This window comes from Streptomyces sp. NPDC056169, assembly GCF_042268445.1.
Lineage (GTDB): Bacteria > Actinomycetota > Actinomycetes > Streptomycetales > Streptomycetaceae > Streptomyces.
Genome location: NZ_JBHJUO010000002.1, coordinates 372,430 through 388,856, shown reverse-complemented (window position 1 = coordinate 388,856; position 16,427 = coordinate 372,430). Strand labels below are relative to the sequence as shown.

Annotated in this window: 14 protein-coding genes and 1 pseudogene; 8 read left to right on the top strand and 7 right to left on the bottom strand. The window is 72.2% G+C overall.

What is annotated here, in order from left to right:
* Nucleotides 1-5: 5 nt before the first annotated feature.
* Nucleotides 6-1,031, bottom strand: coding sequence for a helix-turn-helix transcriptional regulator (locus tag ACFC0G_RS04270; protein WP_376396929.1), 1,026 nt, complete (start codon nt 1,029-1,031; stop codon nt 6-8).
* A gap of 103 nt (nt 1,032-1,134) precedes the next feature.
* Between ACFC0G_RS04270 and ACFC0G_RS04265 the strand changes: the two genes are divergently transcribed.
* Complete coding sequence (locus tag ACFC0G_RS04265; protein WP_376396926.1) at nt 1,135-2,622, top strand: MFS transporter; 1,488 nt, start codon at nt 1,135-1,137, stop codon at nt 2,620-2,622.
* On the opposite strand, the gene ACFC0G_RS04260 is transcribed toward ACFC0G_RS04265, so the two are convergent.
* From ACFC0G_RS04260 to ACFC0G_RS04250, 3 genes are all read right to left on the bottom strand, one after another.
* Complete coding sequence (locus ACFC0G_RS04260) at nt 2,619-4,043, bottom strand: flotillin family protein (protein ID WP_376396923.1); 1,425 nt, start codon at nt 4,041-4,043, stop codon at nt 2,619-2,621. The two genes, ACFC0G_RS04265 and ACFC0G_RS04260, sit on opposite strands and share 4 nt — an antisense overlap.
* A gap of 51 nt (nt 4,044-4,094) precedes the next feature.
* Nucleotides 4,095-4,613 (bottom strand): hypothetical protein, encoded by a 519-nt coding sequence (locus ACFC0G_RS04255; protein WP_376396921.1) that lies wholly within the window; start codon nt 4,611-4,613, stop codon nt 4,095-4,097.
* Between the two features lie 112 nt (nt 4,614-4,725).
* Nucleotides 4,726-5,739: a PucR family transcriptional regulator gene (locus ACFC0G_RS04250; protein ID WP_376397292.1), complete on the bottom strand. Its 1,014-nt coding sequence runs from the start codon at nt 5,737-5,739 to the stop codon at nt 4,726-4,728.
* A gap of 262 nt (nt 5,740-6,001) precedes the next feature.
* On the opposite strand from ACFC0G_RS04250, the gene ACFC0G_RS04245 reads away from it, so the two are divergent.
* From ACFC0G_RS04245 to ACFC0G_RS04235, 3 genes are all read left to right on the top strand, one after another.
* Nucleotides 6,002-7,006 carry an EamA family transporter gene (locus ACFC0G_RS04245; protein WP_376396918.1) on the top strand — a complete coding sequence of 335 codons (1,005 nt, stop codon included), beginning with the start codon at nt 6,002-6,004 and terminating at the stop codon, nt 7,004-7,006.
* Nucleotides 7,007-7,163: 157 nt separating this feature from the next.
* A complete protein-coding gene (locus tag ACFC0G_RS04240) occupies nt 7,164-8,048 on the top strand; it encodes an RNA polymerase sigma-70 factor (RefSeq protein WP_376397289.1) in 885 nt (294 codons plus the stop codon).
* 265 nt (nt 8,049-8,313) lie between these two features.
* Nucleotides 8,314-9,054, top strand: a complete 741-nt coding sequence (locus ACFC0G_RS04235) for a GntR family transcriptional regulator (protein ID WP_376396915.1) — start codon at nt 8,314-8,316, stop codon at nt 9,052-9,054.
* 50 nt (nt 9,055-9,104) lie between these two features.
* On the opposite strand, the gene ACFC0G_RS04230 is transcribed toward ACFC0G_RS04235, so the two are convergent.
* Nucleotides 9,105-10,262, bottom strand: coding sequence for an ROK family transcriptional regulator (locus tag ACFC0G_RS04230; RefSeq protein ID WP_376396913.1), 1,158 nt, complete (start codon nt 10,260-10,262; stop codon nt 9,105-9,107).
* A gap of 162 nt (nt 10,263-10,424) precedes the next feature.
* On the opposite strand from ACFC0G_RS04230, the gene ACFC0G_RS04225 reads away from it, so the two are divergent.
* Complete coding sequence (locus tag ACFC0G_RS04225; protein ID WP_376396910.1) at nt 10,425-10,847, top strand: hypothetical protein; 423 nt, start codon at nt 10,425-10,427, stop codon at nt 10,845-10,847.
* Between the two features lie 8 nt (nt 10,848-10,855).
* On the opposite strand, the gene mug is transcribed toward ACFC0G_RS04225, so the two are convergent.
* Together mug and purB are read right to left on the bottom strand one after the other, a co-directional pair.
* A complete protein-coding gene (gene mug, locus ACFC0G_RS04220; RefSeq protein WP_376396907.1) occupies nt 10,856-11,353 on the bottom strand; it encodes a G/U mismatch-specific DNA glycosylase in 498 nt (165 codons plus the stop codon).
* A gap of 62 nt (nt 11,354-11,415) precedes the next feature.
* Nucleotides 11,416-12,858 (bottom strand): adenylosuccinate lyase, encoded by a 1,443-nt coding sequence (gene purB / locus ACFC0G_RS04215; protein ID WP_376396904.1) that lies wholly within the window; start codon nt 12,856-12,858, stop codon nt 11,416-11,418.
* A gap of 493 nt (nt 12,859-13,351) precedes the next feature.
* Here purB and ACFC0G_RS04210 point away from each other — a divergent pair, with 493 nt between their 5' ends.
* From ACFC0G_RS04210 to ACFC0G_RS04200, 3 genes and pseudogenes are all read left to right on the top strand, one after another.
* Nucleotides 13,352-13,531, top strand: coding sequence for a hypothetical protein (locus ACFC0G_RS04210; protein ID WP_376396901.1), 180 nt, complete (start codon nt 13,352-13,354; stop codon nt 13,529-13,531).
* Nucleotides 13,532-13,797: 266 nt separating this feature from the next.
* A pseudogene (locus ACFC0G_RS04205) lies at nt 13,798-14,568 on the top strand (transposase family protein).
* 1,184 nt (nt 14,569-15,752) lie between these two features.
* A complete protein-coding gene (locus ACFC0G_RS04200) occupies nt 15,753-16,280 on the top strand; it encodes a hypothetical protein (RefSeq protein ID WP_376396898.1) in 528 nt (175 codons plus the stop codon).
* Nucleotides 16,281-16,427 lie beyond the last annotated feature (147 nt).

Sequence of the window (16,427 nt, the reverse complement as noted above, 5' to 3'; positions counted from 1 at the left end):
CCGCCTCACGATCCTGTCCGGGGTCCACTCCCGACGAGTATGCCGTGCGCGGTACGCGGCTCCTGCCGCGGCGGGAACTGCCCCTCGGGAGACGGGCCGTCGGAGGACGGGCCGTCGAGGGACGGGCCGTCGGCGGGCGGGCCGTCGGCGGGCGGGCCGGCCCCGGCGCCGCCGGGCTCCCGCCCCTCGGCGACCTGCTGCGACAGCGTCCGCAGAGCCTCGGCCGACGCGCTGTCGTTCGGCGTGTAGATCTCCAGCCGGTGGTCGGGGCTCTCGGGCTGGAGCCACACCTGGTAGTCGACGTCGACGCCGCCGACGGTCGGATGCCGCAGCCGCATGGTGCCCACCGTGCAGTCCGCGACGTCGCCCTTGGCCCACAGGCCGGCGAAGACCCGGCTGCGCATGGTGAGTTCGCCGATCAGTTCGGCGAGCCGGGCGTCGGTGGGGTACCGGCCCGCGGTGAGCCGCAGGTAGGCGACGTGGATCCGGGCGAGTTCGTCCCAGTTCCCGTGCAGGTCCCGGGTGAGGGAGTCGAGGAAGAACATGCGGGGTACGGACGGCCGCCGCGCGGGATCGTGCGGTGCGTCGAAGGCGACGTGCTCCGCGACGAGGGCGTGTCCGGTGCGGTTCCAGGCCAGCACGTCGCCGCGGCGGCCGAGCACGACGGCGGGCGTGCGCTCCCCCAGGGACGCCAGGAGCGACAGCACCCGCCGGTGGGGCTTCTCCGGGCGGGGGCGGACCAGCTGGGGCGTGGTGGGCTGACGCGCCAGGTTGTGCAGGTGGGCCCGCTCGGCGGAGTCGAGCCGCAGCGCGCCCGCCAGCGCGTCGAGGACCTGCTCGGACGCCGTACCGCCCTGCCCTTGCTCCAGCCGCGTGTAGTAGCCGGCGCTCACGCCGGCGAGCTGGGCGAGCTCCTCGCGGCGCAGGCCGGGGACGCGACGGGCGGTGCCGTAGACGCGGAGTCCGACGTCGGCGGGTGTGACCCGGTCGCGGCGGGTCTTGAGATAGGCCCCGAGGCTCTCCCGTTCCATGACCGCGAGCCTAGGCGCCGCGGTCCGCGCGTGGGTGCACCTGTGAGGTGTACCCACGCCACGGGGATGGTTGCCGCGCGGCCGGCACCGCACCGTCGGACGCATGAACACACGACACATGGACGCACAGCGTGTCTCCCCCTCCTCCGGGCTGCGGGCCCGGCTCGGTCTGCTGGTGGTACTCGGCCCGGTGCTGCTGGTCGCGATGGACGGCTCGGTCCTGTTCCTGGCGATGCCCTCGGTCTCCGAGGCCCTGTCGCCCACCGCCGGTCAGGCGTTGTGGATCCTCGACGTCTACGGATTCGCCGTCGGGTCCCTGCTCATCGCCTTCGGGAACATCGGCGACCGGTACGGGCGGCTGAGGCTCCTGATGACCGGGGCGGCGGTGTTCGGCGCGGCCTCGGCGGGAGCGGCCTTCGCCCCCGGGCCGGAACTGCTCATCGCCTTCCGGGCGTTGATGGGTGTCGCCGGTGCGACGCTGCTGCCGTCGGCGCTGGCGGTCCTCGGCGAACTCTTCCCCGACCCGCGCCGGCGGGCTCGGGCGATAGGCGTCTTCGCGGCCACCTTCGCCGCCGGCTTCGCGATCGGTCCGGTCGTCGGCGGACGGCTGCTGAGCAGCTTCTGGTGGGGGTCGGTCTTCCTCGTGAATCTCCCCGTCGTCCTCCTCTTCCTGGTCCTGGCCCCGGTCCTGCTCCGCGAGGTGCGCCCCACCGGGAGCGGTCGCGTCGACGTCCTGAGCGTTCCGCTCTCCGCGCTGGGCATCCTGCTCACCGTCTACGCGGTCAAGTCCGCCGCCGCGGACGGGCCGACGGCGACATCGGTGGTCGCGGGGGCGGTCGGGCTCGTCACCCTGGGGCGGTTCGTCCGGCGCCAACTGCGCCTCGAACACCCGCTGATCGACTTCCGCCTCTTCCGCGACCGGGTGTTCGCGATCGCGGCCGTCACCGGGTTCCTGCCGCTGGCCGCGTGGTCGGCGGTGGCCTACCTCGGCGGCGTCTACCTCCAGTCGGTCCTGGGGCTGACCGTCCTCGACGCCGCTCTCGTCGCGCTGCCCGGCGCCGCGGTGCTCACCGTCACCTGCGTCGTCACCCCGGCGTTCGCCGCGCGGGTCGGGACCCGGGCCGCACTCGTCACCTGCCACTTCCTCATCGCCGCGGGCCTCCTCCTGCTGCCGGCCACCGGCGTCTCCGGCGGCATCGGCTGGTACGTCGCCTCCACCGTCGTCGCCGGCGCCGGATACGGCATCTCCTTCAGCGTCGTCGCCGACACCGCCATCGCCGCGGTCCCGGCGGAACGCGCCGGGGCCGCGGCGGCGATCGCCGAGACCGGCAACGAGCTCGGCAATGCCCTCGGCATCGCGCTCCTCGGCTCGCTGGCGGCCCTCGTCTTCCGGGTGCAGGGCCCCGACCTCGCCGGGACCCTCCCCGAGACGCTCCGGATCCCCGGCCTCGTACCCGTCGTCGTCGACGACGCGAAGTCGGCCTTCGTCACCGGTCTGCACACCGCCGCAGTCGTCGCGGCCGTCCTCCACGCCGTACTCGGCGCCTTCGCCCTCCGCCACCTGCCGAGGGCCGCGGTCAGGACGGCCTAGCCGTTGATCTCGATCGATCCGTCGTCGGACGGCACGGTCGGCGCCGGTACGGGCTTCCGCTGCGTGAGGCCCTGGAGGAGCTGGGCGAGGTCGACGCCGGTCGTGGAGGAGAGGAGCTCCATGCCCTGGGCGACGTTGTCGGTGACGGTACGGGTCAGCCGGCTCGCCCCGTCCGTGGAGATGACCGTCATCTTGTCGACGGCCGCGAGCGGCTCGGACGCCTTGGCGACGACCTGCGGCAGGACCTCGACGACCATCTGGAGGACGGCGGCGTCGCCGTACCGTGCGAAGGCGTCGGCCTTCTTCTCCATCGCCTCGGCCTCGGCGGAGCCCCGCGCCGCGATGGCCGCGGCCTGCGCCTCGCCCTCGATGCGTACGGCGTCGGCGAGCGCCGCGCGGTGGGCCTTCTCGCCCTCACCGGTGAGCCTGGCCCGCTGGGCGTCCGCCTCGGCCTCCTTGACCAGGCCGATACGGCGCGCCTCCGCCTCCTGCTCGGCCTGGTAGCGGGCGGCGTCGGCGGGCTTGCGGACCTGCGTGTCGAGCTGGCGGTCGGTGAGCGCGGCCTGGCGGGCGGCGACCTTCTCCTGCTCGGCCAGGATGTCCTGCTGCCGGGCGGCGTCGGCGAGCGGTCCGGCCGCGTTCGCCTGGGCAGCGGCCTCGTCGGTCTGGGCCTTGATCTCGGCCTGCTTCAGGTAGAGGGTCCGCTGTGCGATCGCGATCTCCTCCTCCGCCTTCAGCCGGGCCTGTTCGGCGGCCCGGCGGGCGACGGCCTCGGCGATGTCCGCCTCCTGCTTGGCCCGGGCGGCCTCGGGGCGCCCGAGGTCCTCCAGGTAGGAGCCCTCGGTGGTGATGTCCTGGATCTGGAAGGCGTCGAGGACCAGGCCCTGCCCGGACAGGCTGGCCTCGGCCTCCTCGGCGACCTGCCCGGCGAAGGCCGCGCGGTCCCGGATGATGTCCTCGACCGACATGCGGCCGACGATGGACCGCAGCGCGCCGGACAGCACTTCCTGGGTGAAGCCGACGATGCCGTCCTGCTGCATGAGGAACCGCTGCGCGGCCGCCCGGATCGAGTCCTCGGTGCCGCCGACCTTGACGATCGCGACGCCCTCCAGGTTGGCCTTCACCCCGCGCAGGGTGACCGCGCCGCGTACCGCGACCGGGATGTGCCGGCTCGACAGGTCGAGGGTGAACTTCTGCTGCACGAACGGCACGACGAACACTCCGCCGCCGACCACGACCTTCTGGCCGCTGTTGTCGGTGAACACCCGGCCGGTGGCGGGATCGGTCGCCTGCTTGCCGCGCCGGCCCGTGATGATGAACGCCTCGCTGGGCCCGGCGACCTTGTAGCGGGTGACGACGGCGAGGCCGAGGAGCACGACGAGGACGACGATGCCCACGACGGCGGCCAGAACAGGACTCATGGTGAACTCTCCTGGGATGGAAGAAACGTGAAGGGCGGCGGGGGAGGGGGGTCAGCGCTCGACGGGGCGGACGGTCACCGACGTCGGCGACAGCACGGACTCCACCCACACCTCGGCGCCCCGCGCCACCGGCTCCGCGGCCTTCGCCGCGTACTTGACCGGCTGCCCGCCCAGATGCAGCAGGACCTCGCCGTAGCCTCCGGCGGGAATCGCCGTGACCACCGCACCCGACGTACCCGTCAGGTCCTCGCCCCGCGGGGCCGGCGCCGCGCCGTCCCGGAGCAGCGCCCGGCTGAACCGCCAGGTGAGCCAGGCCACGAGGGCGCCCACGGCGACGCCCGTGAGGGTCGCGGCCAGGGGCCCGGCGCCCGCGGCGCCCGTCGCGATGGCCCCCGTGAACCCCAGGGCGGAGACGAATCCGGCGATCACCGGCAGCGAGAGGAGCCCGTCGAGCCCGCCGGCCAGGCCGCCGCCGAACGAGTCGGCGATCCCTTCGAGGACGCCGTCGAAGATCAGGGAGAGAGCCAGCAGGACGAGGCCCGCGCTGCCGAGACCCAGAAACCACCCCATGCGCGCCACCCCGTCCCGTACGGCCCTGTTCGGCCCCTACGAGGAGGTTTTCACGGAACAGCACGCCTGTTCATTTCCGGATCCCGGCAGTCTTTACGCGTTCTTGATGCCGTCACAGCGGCCGGTCGGGCCAGCCGAGGAGCCGGGCACCGACGACGGCCGTCTGGAGGGTGTAGCGCTGGACCGGGTCGCCGGGATCCGAGCCCGTCAGACGGTGGATGCGGTCGAGGCGGTACGTCATGGCCCGCACGCTGAGGCTGAGACGGCGGGCGGCCTGCGCGGTGACGCAGCCGGTGTCGAAGTACGCGGCGAGGGTGTCGAGCAGCGGCTTCGGGCCGCCGCGCGCCTGCTGGAGCGGGCCCAGGACGGTGTGGACGAGATCAGCCATGGCCTGCCGGTCGCGGGCGAGGACCGGGTAGACGAGGAGGTCCGCGGCGTGGAGGACCGGGTCGTCCAGGTCCATGCGGGTGGCGAGGTCGAGGGCGTTGAGGGCCTCTTCGTACGAGTGGACGACGCCGCCGGCGCCCGGGTGCGCGCGGCCGACGGCGACCTGGCCGCCGTCGGTCGCCGCGTACGCCTGCTTGGCGAAGTGGGCGAGCACCTCGGGCTCGTCCGCCGGGGCCAGGCAGATCAGCCGCCCGTCCTTGGTGGTGAGCAGGATCCGGCGGTCGCCGAAGCGGGCGAAGAGCGAGGACTCGACGGCCCGCGTGACCGCGCAGCCGTCGTCGTACGGCTCCGGGCCCCGCGCCACGGCCACGGCATGGGCGTGCGACAGGAGCAGCCCGAAGCGCACCGCGCGCTCGGCGAGCCTCCCCAGGTCGCTGCGCCCGTAGAGGAGGTCGTCGACGAACTCCCGCCGCGCGGCCTCCTCCTGGCGTATCGCCAGGCGCTGCGCCCGCTCGTGCCCTTCGGCGAGGGCGTCGACGGCCTGCTCCACGGCGCTCAGCAGATCACGGACGGCGGAGTGCGGCACGTCCGGAAGGACCCGCTGCGCGGCCGACAGATGGGCGCGGACGAGGACCCGCAGGCCGACGCCCGCCTCCGCGGCCCGCTCGCCCCCGGAGCGCAGGGCCTCGCGCTCGTCGCGGGTGAGCCTGCGGCCCGCCGCGCACACGCCCGTCAGCATCTCGGCGTACCCCTCCAGGTACCCCTCGGCCGGCTCCCTCTCCGACACGGACCCTCCACCCCCTGCCCTGCACGTCTTGACGAGTTCCTGACGTGCGGAGATCAAGGGTGACACGCCCCGCACCAAGACGAGGAACGAGCGAGGAACGGGCGAAGAAGGGAGGAGGAGTCGAAGAGGAACGGAAGAGGAGCCGAAGTGGTCCCCGATGGCGCGGGGAAAGTGGCCCTTAACCGGGACCGCCCCGCTTCCTAGCGTCGGGACCATGAACGCGAACTCCCTGCGCGGCGTCCTCCTCGTGACCCTCGCCTACGCCCTGGTGGGCGCCTCCTTCACCGCGAACAGCCTCCTCGGCGCCTATCCGTACGCGGGCGGACAGGCACTGCGCTACGCGGCCGCCTGTCTGCTCCTGCTCCCGCTGCTCGGTCGCGGCGGCCTCGCCCCGCTCCGGACCCTGACGCTCCGCCACTGGCTGCGACTCGGCGCGGTCGCGGGCGTCGGCATGGTCGGCTTCAACCTCGCGGTGCTCGCCGCCGAGCGGACCGCCGAACCGGCCGTCCCCGGTGTCCTGGTCGGCTGCGCCCCGGTCGTCGTCGCCGTCCTCGTCCCCCTGGCCGACGGCCGCAAGCCCGCCCCCGCCGTCCTGTACGGGGCCCTGCTCGTCGCCGCGGGCGCCTTCACCGTGCAGGGCTGGGGGCGGACGGACCTGGCCGGCATCGGCTGGTCGGTGGCGGCGCTCGCGGGCGAGGTGGGGTTCACCGTGCTCGCCGTGCCGGTGCTGCGTCTGCTCGGGCCGAAGCTGCTGACCGCCGCCGTGTGCGGGGTCGGCGCGGTCGAGGCGACACTCCTCGGCCTGGCCGTCGACGGGGCCGCGTTCGTCCGGACGCCGACGGCCGTGGAGACGGGCGCCCTGGTCTGGCAGGCCGCCCTGGCCACGGTCGTCGGATTCGTCCTCTTCTACATGGGCGTCCAGCGGATCGGCATGGAGCGGGCCACCCTCTACACCGGGGCGATCCCGGTCGCCGCCGCGCTGAGCGCCGCCGTCGTCGCGGGCGCCGCCTTCGGCCTCCCGCAGGCGGCCGGCAGCCTCCTCGTGGGCGCCGGGGCGGCCCTGGGCACCGGTCTGTTCACGCGCCGGAGCTCGGCGGCTGCCGTCCAGGAGCACGCGGGCGGCGAGAGCCGGGTCGTCGTTCATGGGCACGTGACCGCAGCCGGGCAGCCGCACGAGCCGGGCGGCGGGCAGGGCGTGCTCGGCGCGGACGCCCCCTGATGCTCTTCGGGCGGCTCGGCGGCAAGAAGTACCGACCAGTAGCGAGGAGTTCAAGACCCAGGGGCGGAAACTGGACAGGACGGTGACGGTCGGCTGGGATGGACGTGTGCCCTCCGATATCCCGACCACGCCGACCGACGTCCTGGCCGACGACGTCCTGACCGGCGACACCCTGACCGACGTCTTCGAGGAACACCGCAAGATGCTCCTCGGCGTCGCCTACCGGATGCTCGGGCGTGCCGCCGACGCCGAGGACGTCGTCCAGGAGGCCTGGCTCCGCTGGACCGCCCAGGACCGCGCCGCCGTCCGCGAGCCGCGCGCCTTCCTCGTACGGACCACCACCCGGCTCGCCATCGACCGGCTGCGGCAGGCCCAGGCGCGCCGCGAGTCCTACGTCGGCCCGTGGCTGCCCGAGCCCGTCGTCACCGACTTCGGCCCCACCGCCCCCGACACCGCCGAGCGCGCCCTCCTCGCCGACTCCGTCTCGCTGGCGGTCCTCGTCGTCCTGGAGGCCCTCTCCCCCCTGGAGCGGGCCGTCTTCGTGCTGCGCGAGGCCTTCGGCTTCCCCTTCGGCGAGATCGCCACCGCGCTCGACCGCTCCGAGGCGGCCGTGCGCCAGCTCGCGGGCCGGGCCCGGCGCCACGTCGACGAGGGCAAGCCGCGGTACGACGTCGACCCGACCGAGCGCCGGGACCTCACCGAGCGCTTCCTCTCCGCCGCCTCCGGCGGCGACCTCGGCGAGCTCCTCGCCCTCCTCGCCCCGGACGCGCGCCTCGTCGGCGACAGCGGCGGCAAGTCCAAGGCCCCGCTGCGGATCATCGAGGGCGCCGACAAGATCGGCCGCTTCTTCCGGGGCGTGGCGACGGGAGTGGAGACCGTCTACGAGTACCGCTTCGCCGAGCTCAACGGCGCTCCCGCCGTGATCGCCTTCGTGGACGGCAGGCCGGACTCGGTCTTCCAGGTCGAGGTGCGCGACGGGCGCGTCCAGTGCGTCTACATCATCCGGAACCCCGACAAGCTCCAGGGCCTCGCCGGCCCCTGACCCCCGGCGAGCACCGCGGTACCGCCCCGCCTCCCGTCCCCGGGTGGCGGGGCCTTTTGCTGCGCATTGCTGCGCAGGGCTCACGGGGGCGCGAACGTCCTGTGAACGATCTAGGTCAGAGGGTCACATTCGGGGCCGTTTGGCGGAGGATTGGTCTTGACCAAGGGGGTGGCTCGCCTTATGGTCACAGAGTTAGTGCAGGAACCTTTAATAAACAAGGGCGCGGAAAAACGCCGCGGGACACGGCGAATTGCGGAGGATCAGGGTGGGGACCACGCAGCTGGAAACGGTACCGGAGCCGAAGTACCAGCACCTCAAGACAGTGATCGGCGAAGCGCTCGACTCGGACTTCGCCGTCGGAGAGATCCTGCCCAACGAGCGGGAGCTCGCGGCGCGCTTCGGCGTTGCCCGGGCCACGCTCCGCCAGGCCCTGGAGCAGCTGGAGCTGGAGGGCCGCCTCCAGCGCCGCCGGGGCGTCGGCACCACGGTCGCCCCGCCGCGCGTCGGCGTGGACGTCTCCACCGCCCAGCACGCCTGGCCCGGCGTCGGCGACGAGACCTGGGAGTCCCAGGACTCCGCCAGCGACGTGGCCCCGGCCGCCGTCGCGCGCGTCCTGGAGACCGCCGCGGACGAGCGGGTGCACGTCGTGCGCCGCATCCGCGTCACCCATGGCCAGCCGGTCGCCGCCGAGCTGCTGTACGTGCCGGCCTCCTCGGTGCCGGGCCTCAGCGCCATCGACGCCCCCGTGGGCCCCGCCCGCGCCCGTACGGTGCTCCGCGAGCTCCAGCACCTCGCCCTCGACGGCCAGGACCGCTCAGTGGAGCTCGGTTCCGCCCGCGCCGACGACGCCAAGGAGCTCGACCGGCTGCCGGGCGCGCCCGTCCTCGTCGTGACGACCCGCTACCTCTCCGAGGGGCGCACCGCAGCCGTCTCGGTCGCCACCTACCGCGCCGACACCTGCCGCCTCACCTTCGGCGACTCGGTCGACCTGGTCATGGCCTCCTGACACCCCGCGCTCCGCGCGACGGCCCGTCGAGGGACCGCCACTCCGGCGGTTCAGCGGCGGGCCGTCACCGTTCCGTCGACCGCGAAGAGCTGCTCCTCGACGTGGTCCAGGGCCAGCCGCAGCGCACCCGTGCCCACGGCGGCCTCGCCGAGCAGCGAGAGCACCACGCGCGGCGGCCGCAGGCAGAAGCGCGCCAGCTCCTCGCGGAGCGGCGGGAGGACGCCGTCGAGCCCGGCGGCCCAGCCGCCGACGACCACGAGCTCGGGGTCGATCGCCAGGACCAGCGCCGCGACGTCGTGCACGAGCCGCTGGATGAACCGGTCCACCGCCGCCTCCGCCCGCGCGTCGCCCTTGCGCGCCAGCGCGAAGACCTCGGCGACCGCCTGCTCGTCCAGCGGATGCAGCGGCTCGTCGGTGGTCGACAGGAGGTGCTCGGGGGTGACCCCGCGGCCCAGCAGGTGCAGGGCGCCGATCTCCCCGGCCGCCCCGCCGTAGCCGCGGTGCAGCCGGCCGCCGATCAGCGAACCGGCGCCCGGGCTCAGCCCCGCGAGGACGAAGACGATGTCGTCCGAGTCGGTCGCGGCGCCCTTCCAGTGCTCGGCCACCGCCGCCGCGTTCGCATCGTTCTCGACGATCACCGGGCAGCGGAAGGAGCGGCGCAGCCGCTCGCCGAGCGCGAGGCCCGTCCAGCCGGGCAGCGCCGTGCCGAGGCGGACGGTGCCGTCGGCCTCCACGATGCCGGGCGTCCCGACGCCGACGGCCCGCAGATTGGACCGGGCGACCCCGGCCCTGCGCAGCACGTCGGCGACGACCGTGCGCACCTTGTCCAGACGCTCGTCCTCGGGGGCCGTCTCCGACACCTCGCGGGACCCGGCGCCGATGATCCGGCCGTCCAGACCCGAGAGCAGGGCGGCCACGCGGTGCGGGCCGATCTCGATGCCGAGGAGATGGCCGGCCTCCGCGCGGAAGCGGAACCTCCGTGCCGGACGCCCCTGGCGCCGGGCCTCGCCCTCCTCGGGAGCCGACTCGACGACGAGCCCGCCCTCCATGAGCCCTTCGACGACGCCTTCGACCGTCGGCCGCGACAGACCCGTGATCCGGGTCAGATCCGTGAGTGTCGGCGCGTCGGCGCCCCTCAGGGCATGAAGTACCACCGCGGAGTTGATCCGCCGCAGCAGAGACGGATCCCCGCCGGTCAGCCGCCCCACAGTGTGTCCTCCCAGCTCGTGCACCTCTTCGGCGGATGGTACTCAATGGTCCGGGGTGCGGCGAGTGCCGCCCCCGGACCGCGCCCGCCGGACGCCCACCGAACCCCCGCCGGACCGCCTGACGCGCCGCCAACTGTCAGTGCCGGCCGCTTTACTGGCCTCATGACCACGGCACGTCACCTGGCGACGATCGACGAGCTCCGCGCCCGCCCCTCCGGCGGTCCCGAGGGCGCTCCGGGCTTCCACCTGGCGGAGCTCGCGACGAGCGAGGACTTCTGGGAGGACGACGGCACCCGCCGGGCGCTCGCCGAGGAGCAGTACGAAGCGGAACGGGACGGGCTGGCCGCCCTGCTCACCGCCCGCTGGGGCCCGCCGACGGAGCTGGACCTCTGGCCCGTCCTGGAGCGGAGCCTGGCCGGTGGGTCCTTACCGGAGCCCTGGGGCACCCTCTGCGCCCACACCCCGGAGCTGATCCTGTGGCGGGACGGCGAGCGGTGGATCGGTCTGGGCGTCTCCCAGTGGGACAAGGAGCTGCCGCTCCAGCTGCTCGCCCTGGTGACCACCGCGGATCCGCCCCGGGCGTAGGGCCCGGCTCACGGACCGGTCGCCCGCGCGGCCTCCCGCAGCCTGGCGTACTCCTCGGCCATCGTCGCCGCCGTCCAGTGGGCGTTGAGACCGCTCGGGTTCGGCAGCGCCCAGACCCGGGTGGAGCCGATCACCCGCTCCTGCGGCCCGATGGCCGCCTTCGGCTCGCCGAAGGCCGTCCGGTACGCCGTGACACCGACGACCGCGAGCCACCGCGGCGCGAGCCGCTCCACCTTCTCGACCAGGATCCGCCCGCCCTCGCGGTACTCCTCCCGGCTCAGCTCGTCGGCCCGCGCGGTCGCCCGCGCCGCCACGTTCGTGATCCCGAGCCCGTACGACAGGAGCTCCTCCTGCTCGTCGGGCCGCAGCTGCCGCGGGGTGAACCCGGACAGGTGGAGCACCGGCCAGAAGCGGTTGCCGGGACGGGCGAAGTGGTGGCCCGTCGCCGCCGTCATGAGCCCCGGGTTGATCCCGCAGAAGAGCACGGAAAGGCCGCCCGCGGCCACGTCGGGAACGACGCGGTCGCGGGCGGCCTCCAGCTCCTGCTGAGTGAACCGGGGAGTCCCGGTCAGAGGATCGCGCCGGGGGTGTAGGCGGCGGCCTCGGGGTGCTGCTTGAGGATCTCCTCGATACGGGAGACCACGACCGCGACCTGGTCGGCGGCGGCGCCCGTGAAGGACAGCTTGTCCGCCATCAGCTCGTCGAGCTGCGCCCGGTCCAGCGGGATCCGGTCGTCGGCGGCCAGCTTGTCGAGGAGCTCGTTGCGCTCGGCGCCCTGCTCGCGCATGGCGAGGGCGGAGGCGACGGCGTTCTCCTTGATGGCCTCGTGGGCGACCTCGCGGCCGACCCCGGCGCGCACGGCGCCCATGAGGACCTTGGTGGTCGCCAGGAAGGGCAGGTAGCGGTCGAGCTCGCGGGCGACGACGGCCGGGAAGGCGCCGAACTCGTCGAGCACGGTGAGGAAGGTCTCCAGGAGGCCGTCCAGCGCGAAGAAGGCGTCCGGCAGGGCGACGCGGCGGACCACGGAGCAGGACACGTCGCCCTCGTTCCACTGGTCGCCGGCGAGCTCGCCGGTCATCGACGCGTAGCCGCGCAGGATGACCATCAGGCCGTTGACACGCTCGCAGGAGCGGGTGTTCATCTTGTGCGGCATCGCCGAGGAGCCGACCTGGCCGGGCTTGAAGCCCTCCGTGACCAGCTCGTGGCCCGCCATCAGGCGGATCGTCTTGGCGATCGACGACGGCGCGGCGGCCAGCTGCACCAGCGAGGTGACCACGTCGTAGTCGAGCGAGCGCGGGTAGACCTGGCCGACCGAGGTGAAGGCGTGCGCGAAGCCGAGGTGACCGGCGATCCGCTGCTCCAGGTCCGCGAGCTTGCCCGCGTCCCCGCCGAGCAGGTCCAGCATGTCCTGCGCGGTGCCGACCGGGCCCTTGATGCCGCGCAGCGGGTAGCGGCCGAGCAGCTCCTCAAGCCGCCCGTACGCCACGAGCAGCTCGTCGGCCGCGGTCGCGAAACGCTTGCCGAGGGTGGTCGCCTGCGCGGCGACGTTGTGCGAGCGGCCGGCCATGACCAGCTCCGCGTACTCGGCGGAGAGCTTGCCGAGACGGCCGAGGACGGCGACCGTACGGTCCCGCATCAGCTCCAGGGAGAGGCGGATCTGGAGCTGCTCGACGTTCTCGGTGAGGTCGCGCGAGGTCATGCCCTTGTGGACGTGCTCGTGGCCGGCGAGGGCGTTGAACTCCTCGATCCGGGCCTTCACGTCGTGCCGGGTGACCTTCTCGCGCTCGGCGATGGAACCGAGGTCGACCTGGTCGAGAACGCGCTCGTAGTCGGCGAGGGCGGCGTCCGGAACCTCGATCCCGAGGTCCTTCTGCGCACGCAGCACGGCGAGCCAGAGCTGACGCTCCAGCTTCACCTTCTGCTCGGGGGACCAGAGGACGGCGAGCTCCGCGGAGGCGTAGCGGCCGGCCAGAACGTTGGGGATGCGGGGCTTCGCAGTCACAGCAGTCACGTGGACAGAGTTTACCCGGCGTCCATGTAGGTAGTTACACGTCCATGGTGTGGCTGAAGTCGCAGGTCATGGGGCACATCTATGCGCCTTCGTGTGCCTGCCCGTGAGGCGAAGGTGAGACGCCGGTCGTAGCAACCCACGAAGGCGCCCCCTCGGTGGACGGGGCTGCTCGGCGGCGTGCCGGTCGGAGTCTCGCTGCGGCACGAGACCGTGGAGCGGCTGGACCCCGGCGGTCGGCCGGCCATGCTCGTGTCGTCCTGGAGGCGCGGGCGTCGGCAGCCGCACGGCAGCGGGGGCCATATGTCCGGGGACGGGGGTGCGAGTGGGATTCCGCACTCCGTTCGCACCCGGTGCGTTTCGGTTACCGATCGCAATGGTGTGGCCAAGGATGTCGTTCTCGGCTGCTTGCCACCCCTGGTCATCGCGGCAGCGTGGCGGAACGCACGCCCGCAGCGTGCCGGCTTCGTCAGGTCCGCGGCCTAGCCTTGTGTCCATGTCCGATCACCACAGAGAGACTCCCAGTCCCGACGCCCTGAACAATGCCATCCGCACCCTGTGGGTCCGCGCCGGCGAACAGCGGCGAGCACTGACCGCCGACGAACAGCGGATCTATCAGGTACTCGTGGCGGCTTGGACCGAGGCGAAGGGCGCCGAGCAGGAGCTGGCCGCTTAGCATCCGGTCGTGCCGATCGAACTCTCCGACCTGAGGTTTCCCGGGTCGGTGGCGCAGGTCGAACCCACTCGTAGCCGATCACCCACGCAAACAAGCCCGCCACCTCCTGGTGGCGGGTTTCGTCGTGGCCAGGCCGCGGGTGGGCCCCGAGGCGGTTCGAGCGTCTCGGGGCCGATCTACTCAATGAGCCTCTTTCATTCTGTGCTGGAGGGTGAAATGGGCTGGTCAGCGGGTGTGGTGACGAGACAGGGCCCCTCGTCGTTGGCGTGGTGATTCCACTCATCACACCGGTGACCGAAGGGGCCCTGGTGGTTCCGTATCCTGCCACGCTTGACGTCCCGCACGAGCTCGTCGAGCATGTCGCCTGGCTGCTGCACGAGCACCGCCAAGCCCGCAATACCCGCTGGCGCAAGCTCGGCTGCTTCCAGCAGGCGCTCCTCACGCTGGTGTACCTGCGGAAGAACGAGACGTTCTCGCAGCTCGGAGCCGGTTTCGGGATATCCCAGGCAACCGCCTGGCGGTACGTCGACGAGACCTTGGACGTTCTGGCCGGCTGGGCGCCCGGCCTGCACGAAGCCCTCACCCGCCTCAGCGAGGGCGGCTTCGCGGACGAGCCGTATTACTCGATGAAGCACCGCAAGCACCGCAAGCACGGCATGAACGTCCAGGTCATCGCCCGGACCGACGGCACCCCGCTCCGGTTCTCCCGCGCGACACCCGGCCGCACCCACGACCTGACCGCGGCACGAGCCCACAGCATCGTGCAAGCCTGTCCCCGGCAGATCCTCGTCCTCGCTGACCGCGCTTACCAGGGCGCCGGCGCCACCTTCCGTACCCCGTACTACCACCACCGTGAACAGCCTCCGCATTAACAGGAGTTCAACCGCAACCACGCCAGACTCCGGGCACCCGGCGAACGCGCCTCCGCTCAGCTGAAGTCCTGGCGCATCATGCGCAGAGCACGCTGCTCGACCCGACGCATCAGCCGCACCGTCCAAGCCATCCACACCCTGCTGACCTGCGACTATTCAGGATGAAAGAGGCTCAGTGAAGCCTTCCAAGCCGCTCTAGCGACCAGGGCGGGTCTCCAGCAGACAGATCCTGATCCGTACGAAGACGGCCTGGTCCACCTCGGGCGCCTCGCTGGCGCGAGGAAGAGCTATGGAGATCCCCGGGATGGCACGGCTGCCAAGCCGGACGCCGTGTGGATCTTCGGCAGCGCCCGGTGGGTCGTGTGGGAAGCAAAGAACCAGGCTAAGAATGTTGGCGAGATTGGAGCGGACCAGGCGCGGCAAGCTGGAGGCCACCGGCGAACCACGGGGAAGACAGAGGGCGCCGTAGCGCCCGGCGACTCCATCTGTGTCCTTGCTTCGCCGAAGCCGAAGGTGCACGAAAGCGCGTACAACGTTGCCGAGGAAAACCTCTACTGGGTACAGCCGCCTCTGGTGCTTGAACTCTTTGACACGCTCGCTCGAGCGTGGCAGGACGCACGAGCTCGTGAGCTTCAGGCGATGACCGTCACTGCACTCGCGGCGGTCTTTCGGGAGCACAAGGCGCTGCCTTTGCAGTGGCTTCCCACTCTCCGCCAGCACGCTCTGTGGCGTACGCCAGAAGAGTAGCCGCAACGCATTCCGTAGGCTGGCCATCGGCCCGTGCACATGGGCATCGTTCACGGCAGCGGTGCCGGCTCACTGTGCGACAGGTGAGGCGATCTGCGGACGCTCCCGACCGCTGCGGTCGCTGCAGTATGGCGATCGGGGGCCTTGGAAGGCCGAAGGACCCCGGCCGTGGCCGGGGTCCTTGCCTCCGATGGGTCAGCGCTTCGGGCGGTGACGGGGCCGGATCACGAACGCCGGGCTGCTCAAGGGTGGGAGGTCGATGATGCGGAGAGTGTCGGCTGCCGATCCTGGCCCTGGTTGAGGAAACGACGGAGCTTGGTGATGACCGAGGTGGAGGTCTGTGGGCGTCGAGATGTTTGACAGTGTGCCTGGCGAGCCCGGTCGCGGATGCTGCCGAAGCCGTAGAGGCGATTGAGGACAGACCGGGCGGGCGGTTCCGTGATCATCTAGGGGGCGAGACCACTCAGTGTCCACTCAACCCGGATTCGCGAGCCTTCCATGAGAATCGCCGGTATTTCGGGGGCAGCCACGCGCGTCAGCGGCGTGTGCCACCCTGGCAAAGCATCACAACACCACCGAAGTGACGCCAAGTTGGGGGCTCCATGAACGATTGGCTCGACCGCACGATCAGGGATGACCACCGCGCCAAGGGGGTTCTCCGCGAGTACGTGTATGAGATTTCGGTTTCGGCTGAGTCAGCGGAGGGTGCGGAGCCCAGCGGAACTGCGCTGCTGAGGTTGACGGCCGAGCCGAGCCCGTCCTGGGGTGGCGTTCAGGCGAGCGATGGGTCCTCCAGCCGTCCGGAAACCAACTGGAAGTACATCTTGCGAACGCAGGTCCGGCAGGACTCGGGCGGCGTAGTCGTGGCCGAGCCGTTCAGCGGGGGGTTGCCGTTCACGGTGACAGGCGTTGGTCCGTGGGAGGCGGAGCCTGAAGGTGGCTTCGACCCCGACGTCCTCGCAGCCCGTCTGCTTGCGTTCGTGAGCGACTGGCGTAGGCCGGAAGGACCGCTCACTCCGGACCAGTGTGAGTGGTTCCGCTGGCTCGGCCCCGCGATCGACACACTGCTGCCGGCCGAGGAGGAAGCCGCCGTGGAATGGATCCGCGACCACCGACCGGCTGATCAGTAGGCATCTGAAGCCCCTCACTGAAGTCGACTCCCCAGCATTCCTGGTCATCTGAGAGCTCGCGCCGTCGGCCGACACCCAAATCTCGTGGTGTCGGCCGTTCGCTGCTCGGGGCCATTCAACGGAATGCTCGGAAGAGTCCTCGCCTTC

What these genes read in the sequence shown, in the direction of transcription:
- ACFC0G_RS04270 (WP_376396929.1), bottom strand. Translation starts at nt 1,031, where the DNA reads ATGGAACGGGAGAGCCTCGGGGCCTATCTCAAGACCCGCCGCGACCGG.
- ACFC0G_RS04265 (WP_376396926.1), top strand. Translation starts at nt 1,135, where the DNA reads ATGAACACACGACACATGGACGCACAGCGTGTCTCCCCCTCCTCCGGG.
- ACFC0G_RS04260 (WP_376396923.1), bottom strand. Translation starts at nt 4,043, where the DNA reads ATGAGTCCTGTTCTGGCCGCCGTCGTGGGCATCGTCGTCCTCGTCGTG.
- ACFC0G_RS04255 (WP_376396921.1), bottom strand. Translation starts at nt 4,613, where the DNA reads ATGGGGTGGTTTCTGGGTCTCGGCAGCGCGGGCCTCGTCCTGCTGGCT.
- ACFC0G_RS04250 (WP_376397292.1), bottom strand. Translation starts at nt 5,739, where the DNA reads ATGCTGACGGGCGTGTGCGCGGCGGGCCGCAGGCTCACCCGCGACGAG.
- ACFC0G_RS04245 (WP_376396918.1), top strand. Translation starts at nt 6,002, where the DNA reads ATGAACGCGAACTCCCTGCGCGGCGTCCTCCTCGTGACCCTCGCCTAC.
- ACFC0G_RS04225 (WP_376396910.1), top strand. Translation starts at nt 10,425, where the DNA reads ATGACCACGGCACGTCACCTGGCGACGATCGACGAGCTCCGCGCCCGC.
- ACFC0G_RS04210 (WP_376396901.1), top strand. Translation starts at nt 13,352, where the DNA reads ATGTCCGATCACCACAGAGAGACTCCCAGTCCCGACGCCCTGAACAAT.
- ACFC0G_RS04200 (WP_376396898.1), top strand. Translation starts at nt 15,753, where the DNA reads ATGAACGATTGGCTCGACCGCACGATCAGGGATGACCACCGCGCCAAG.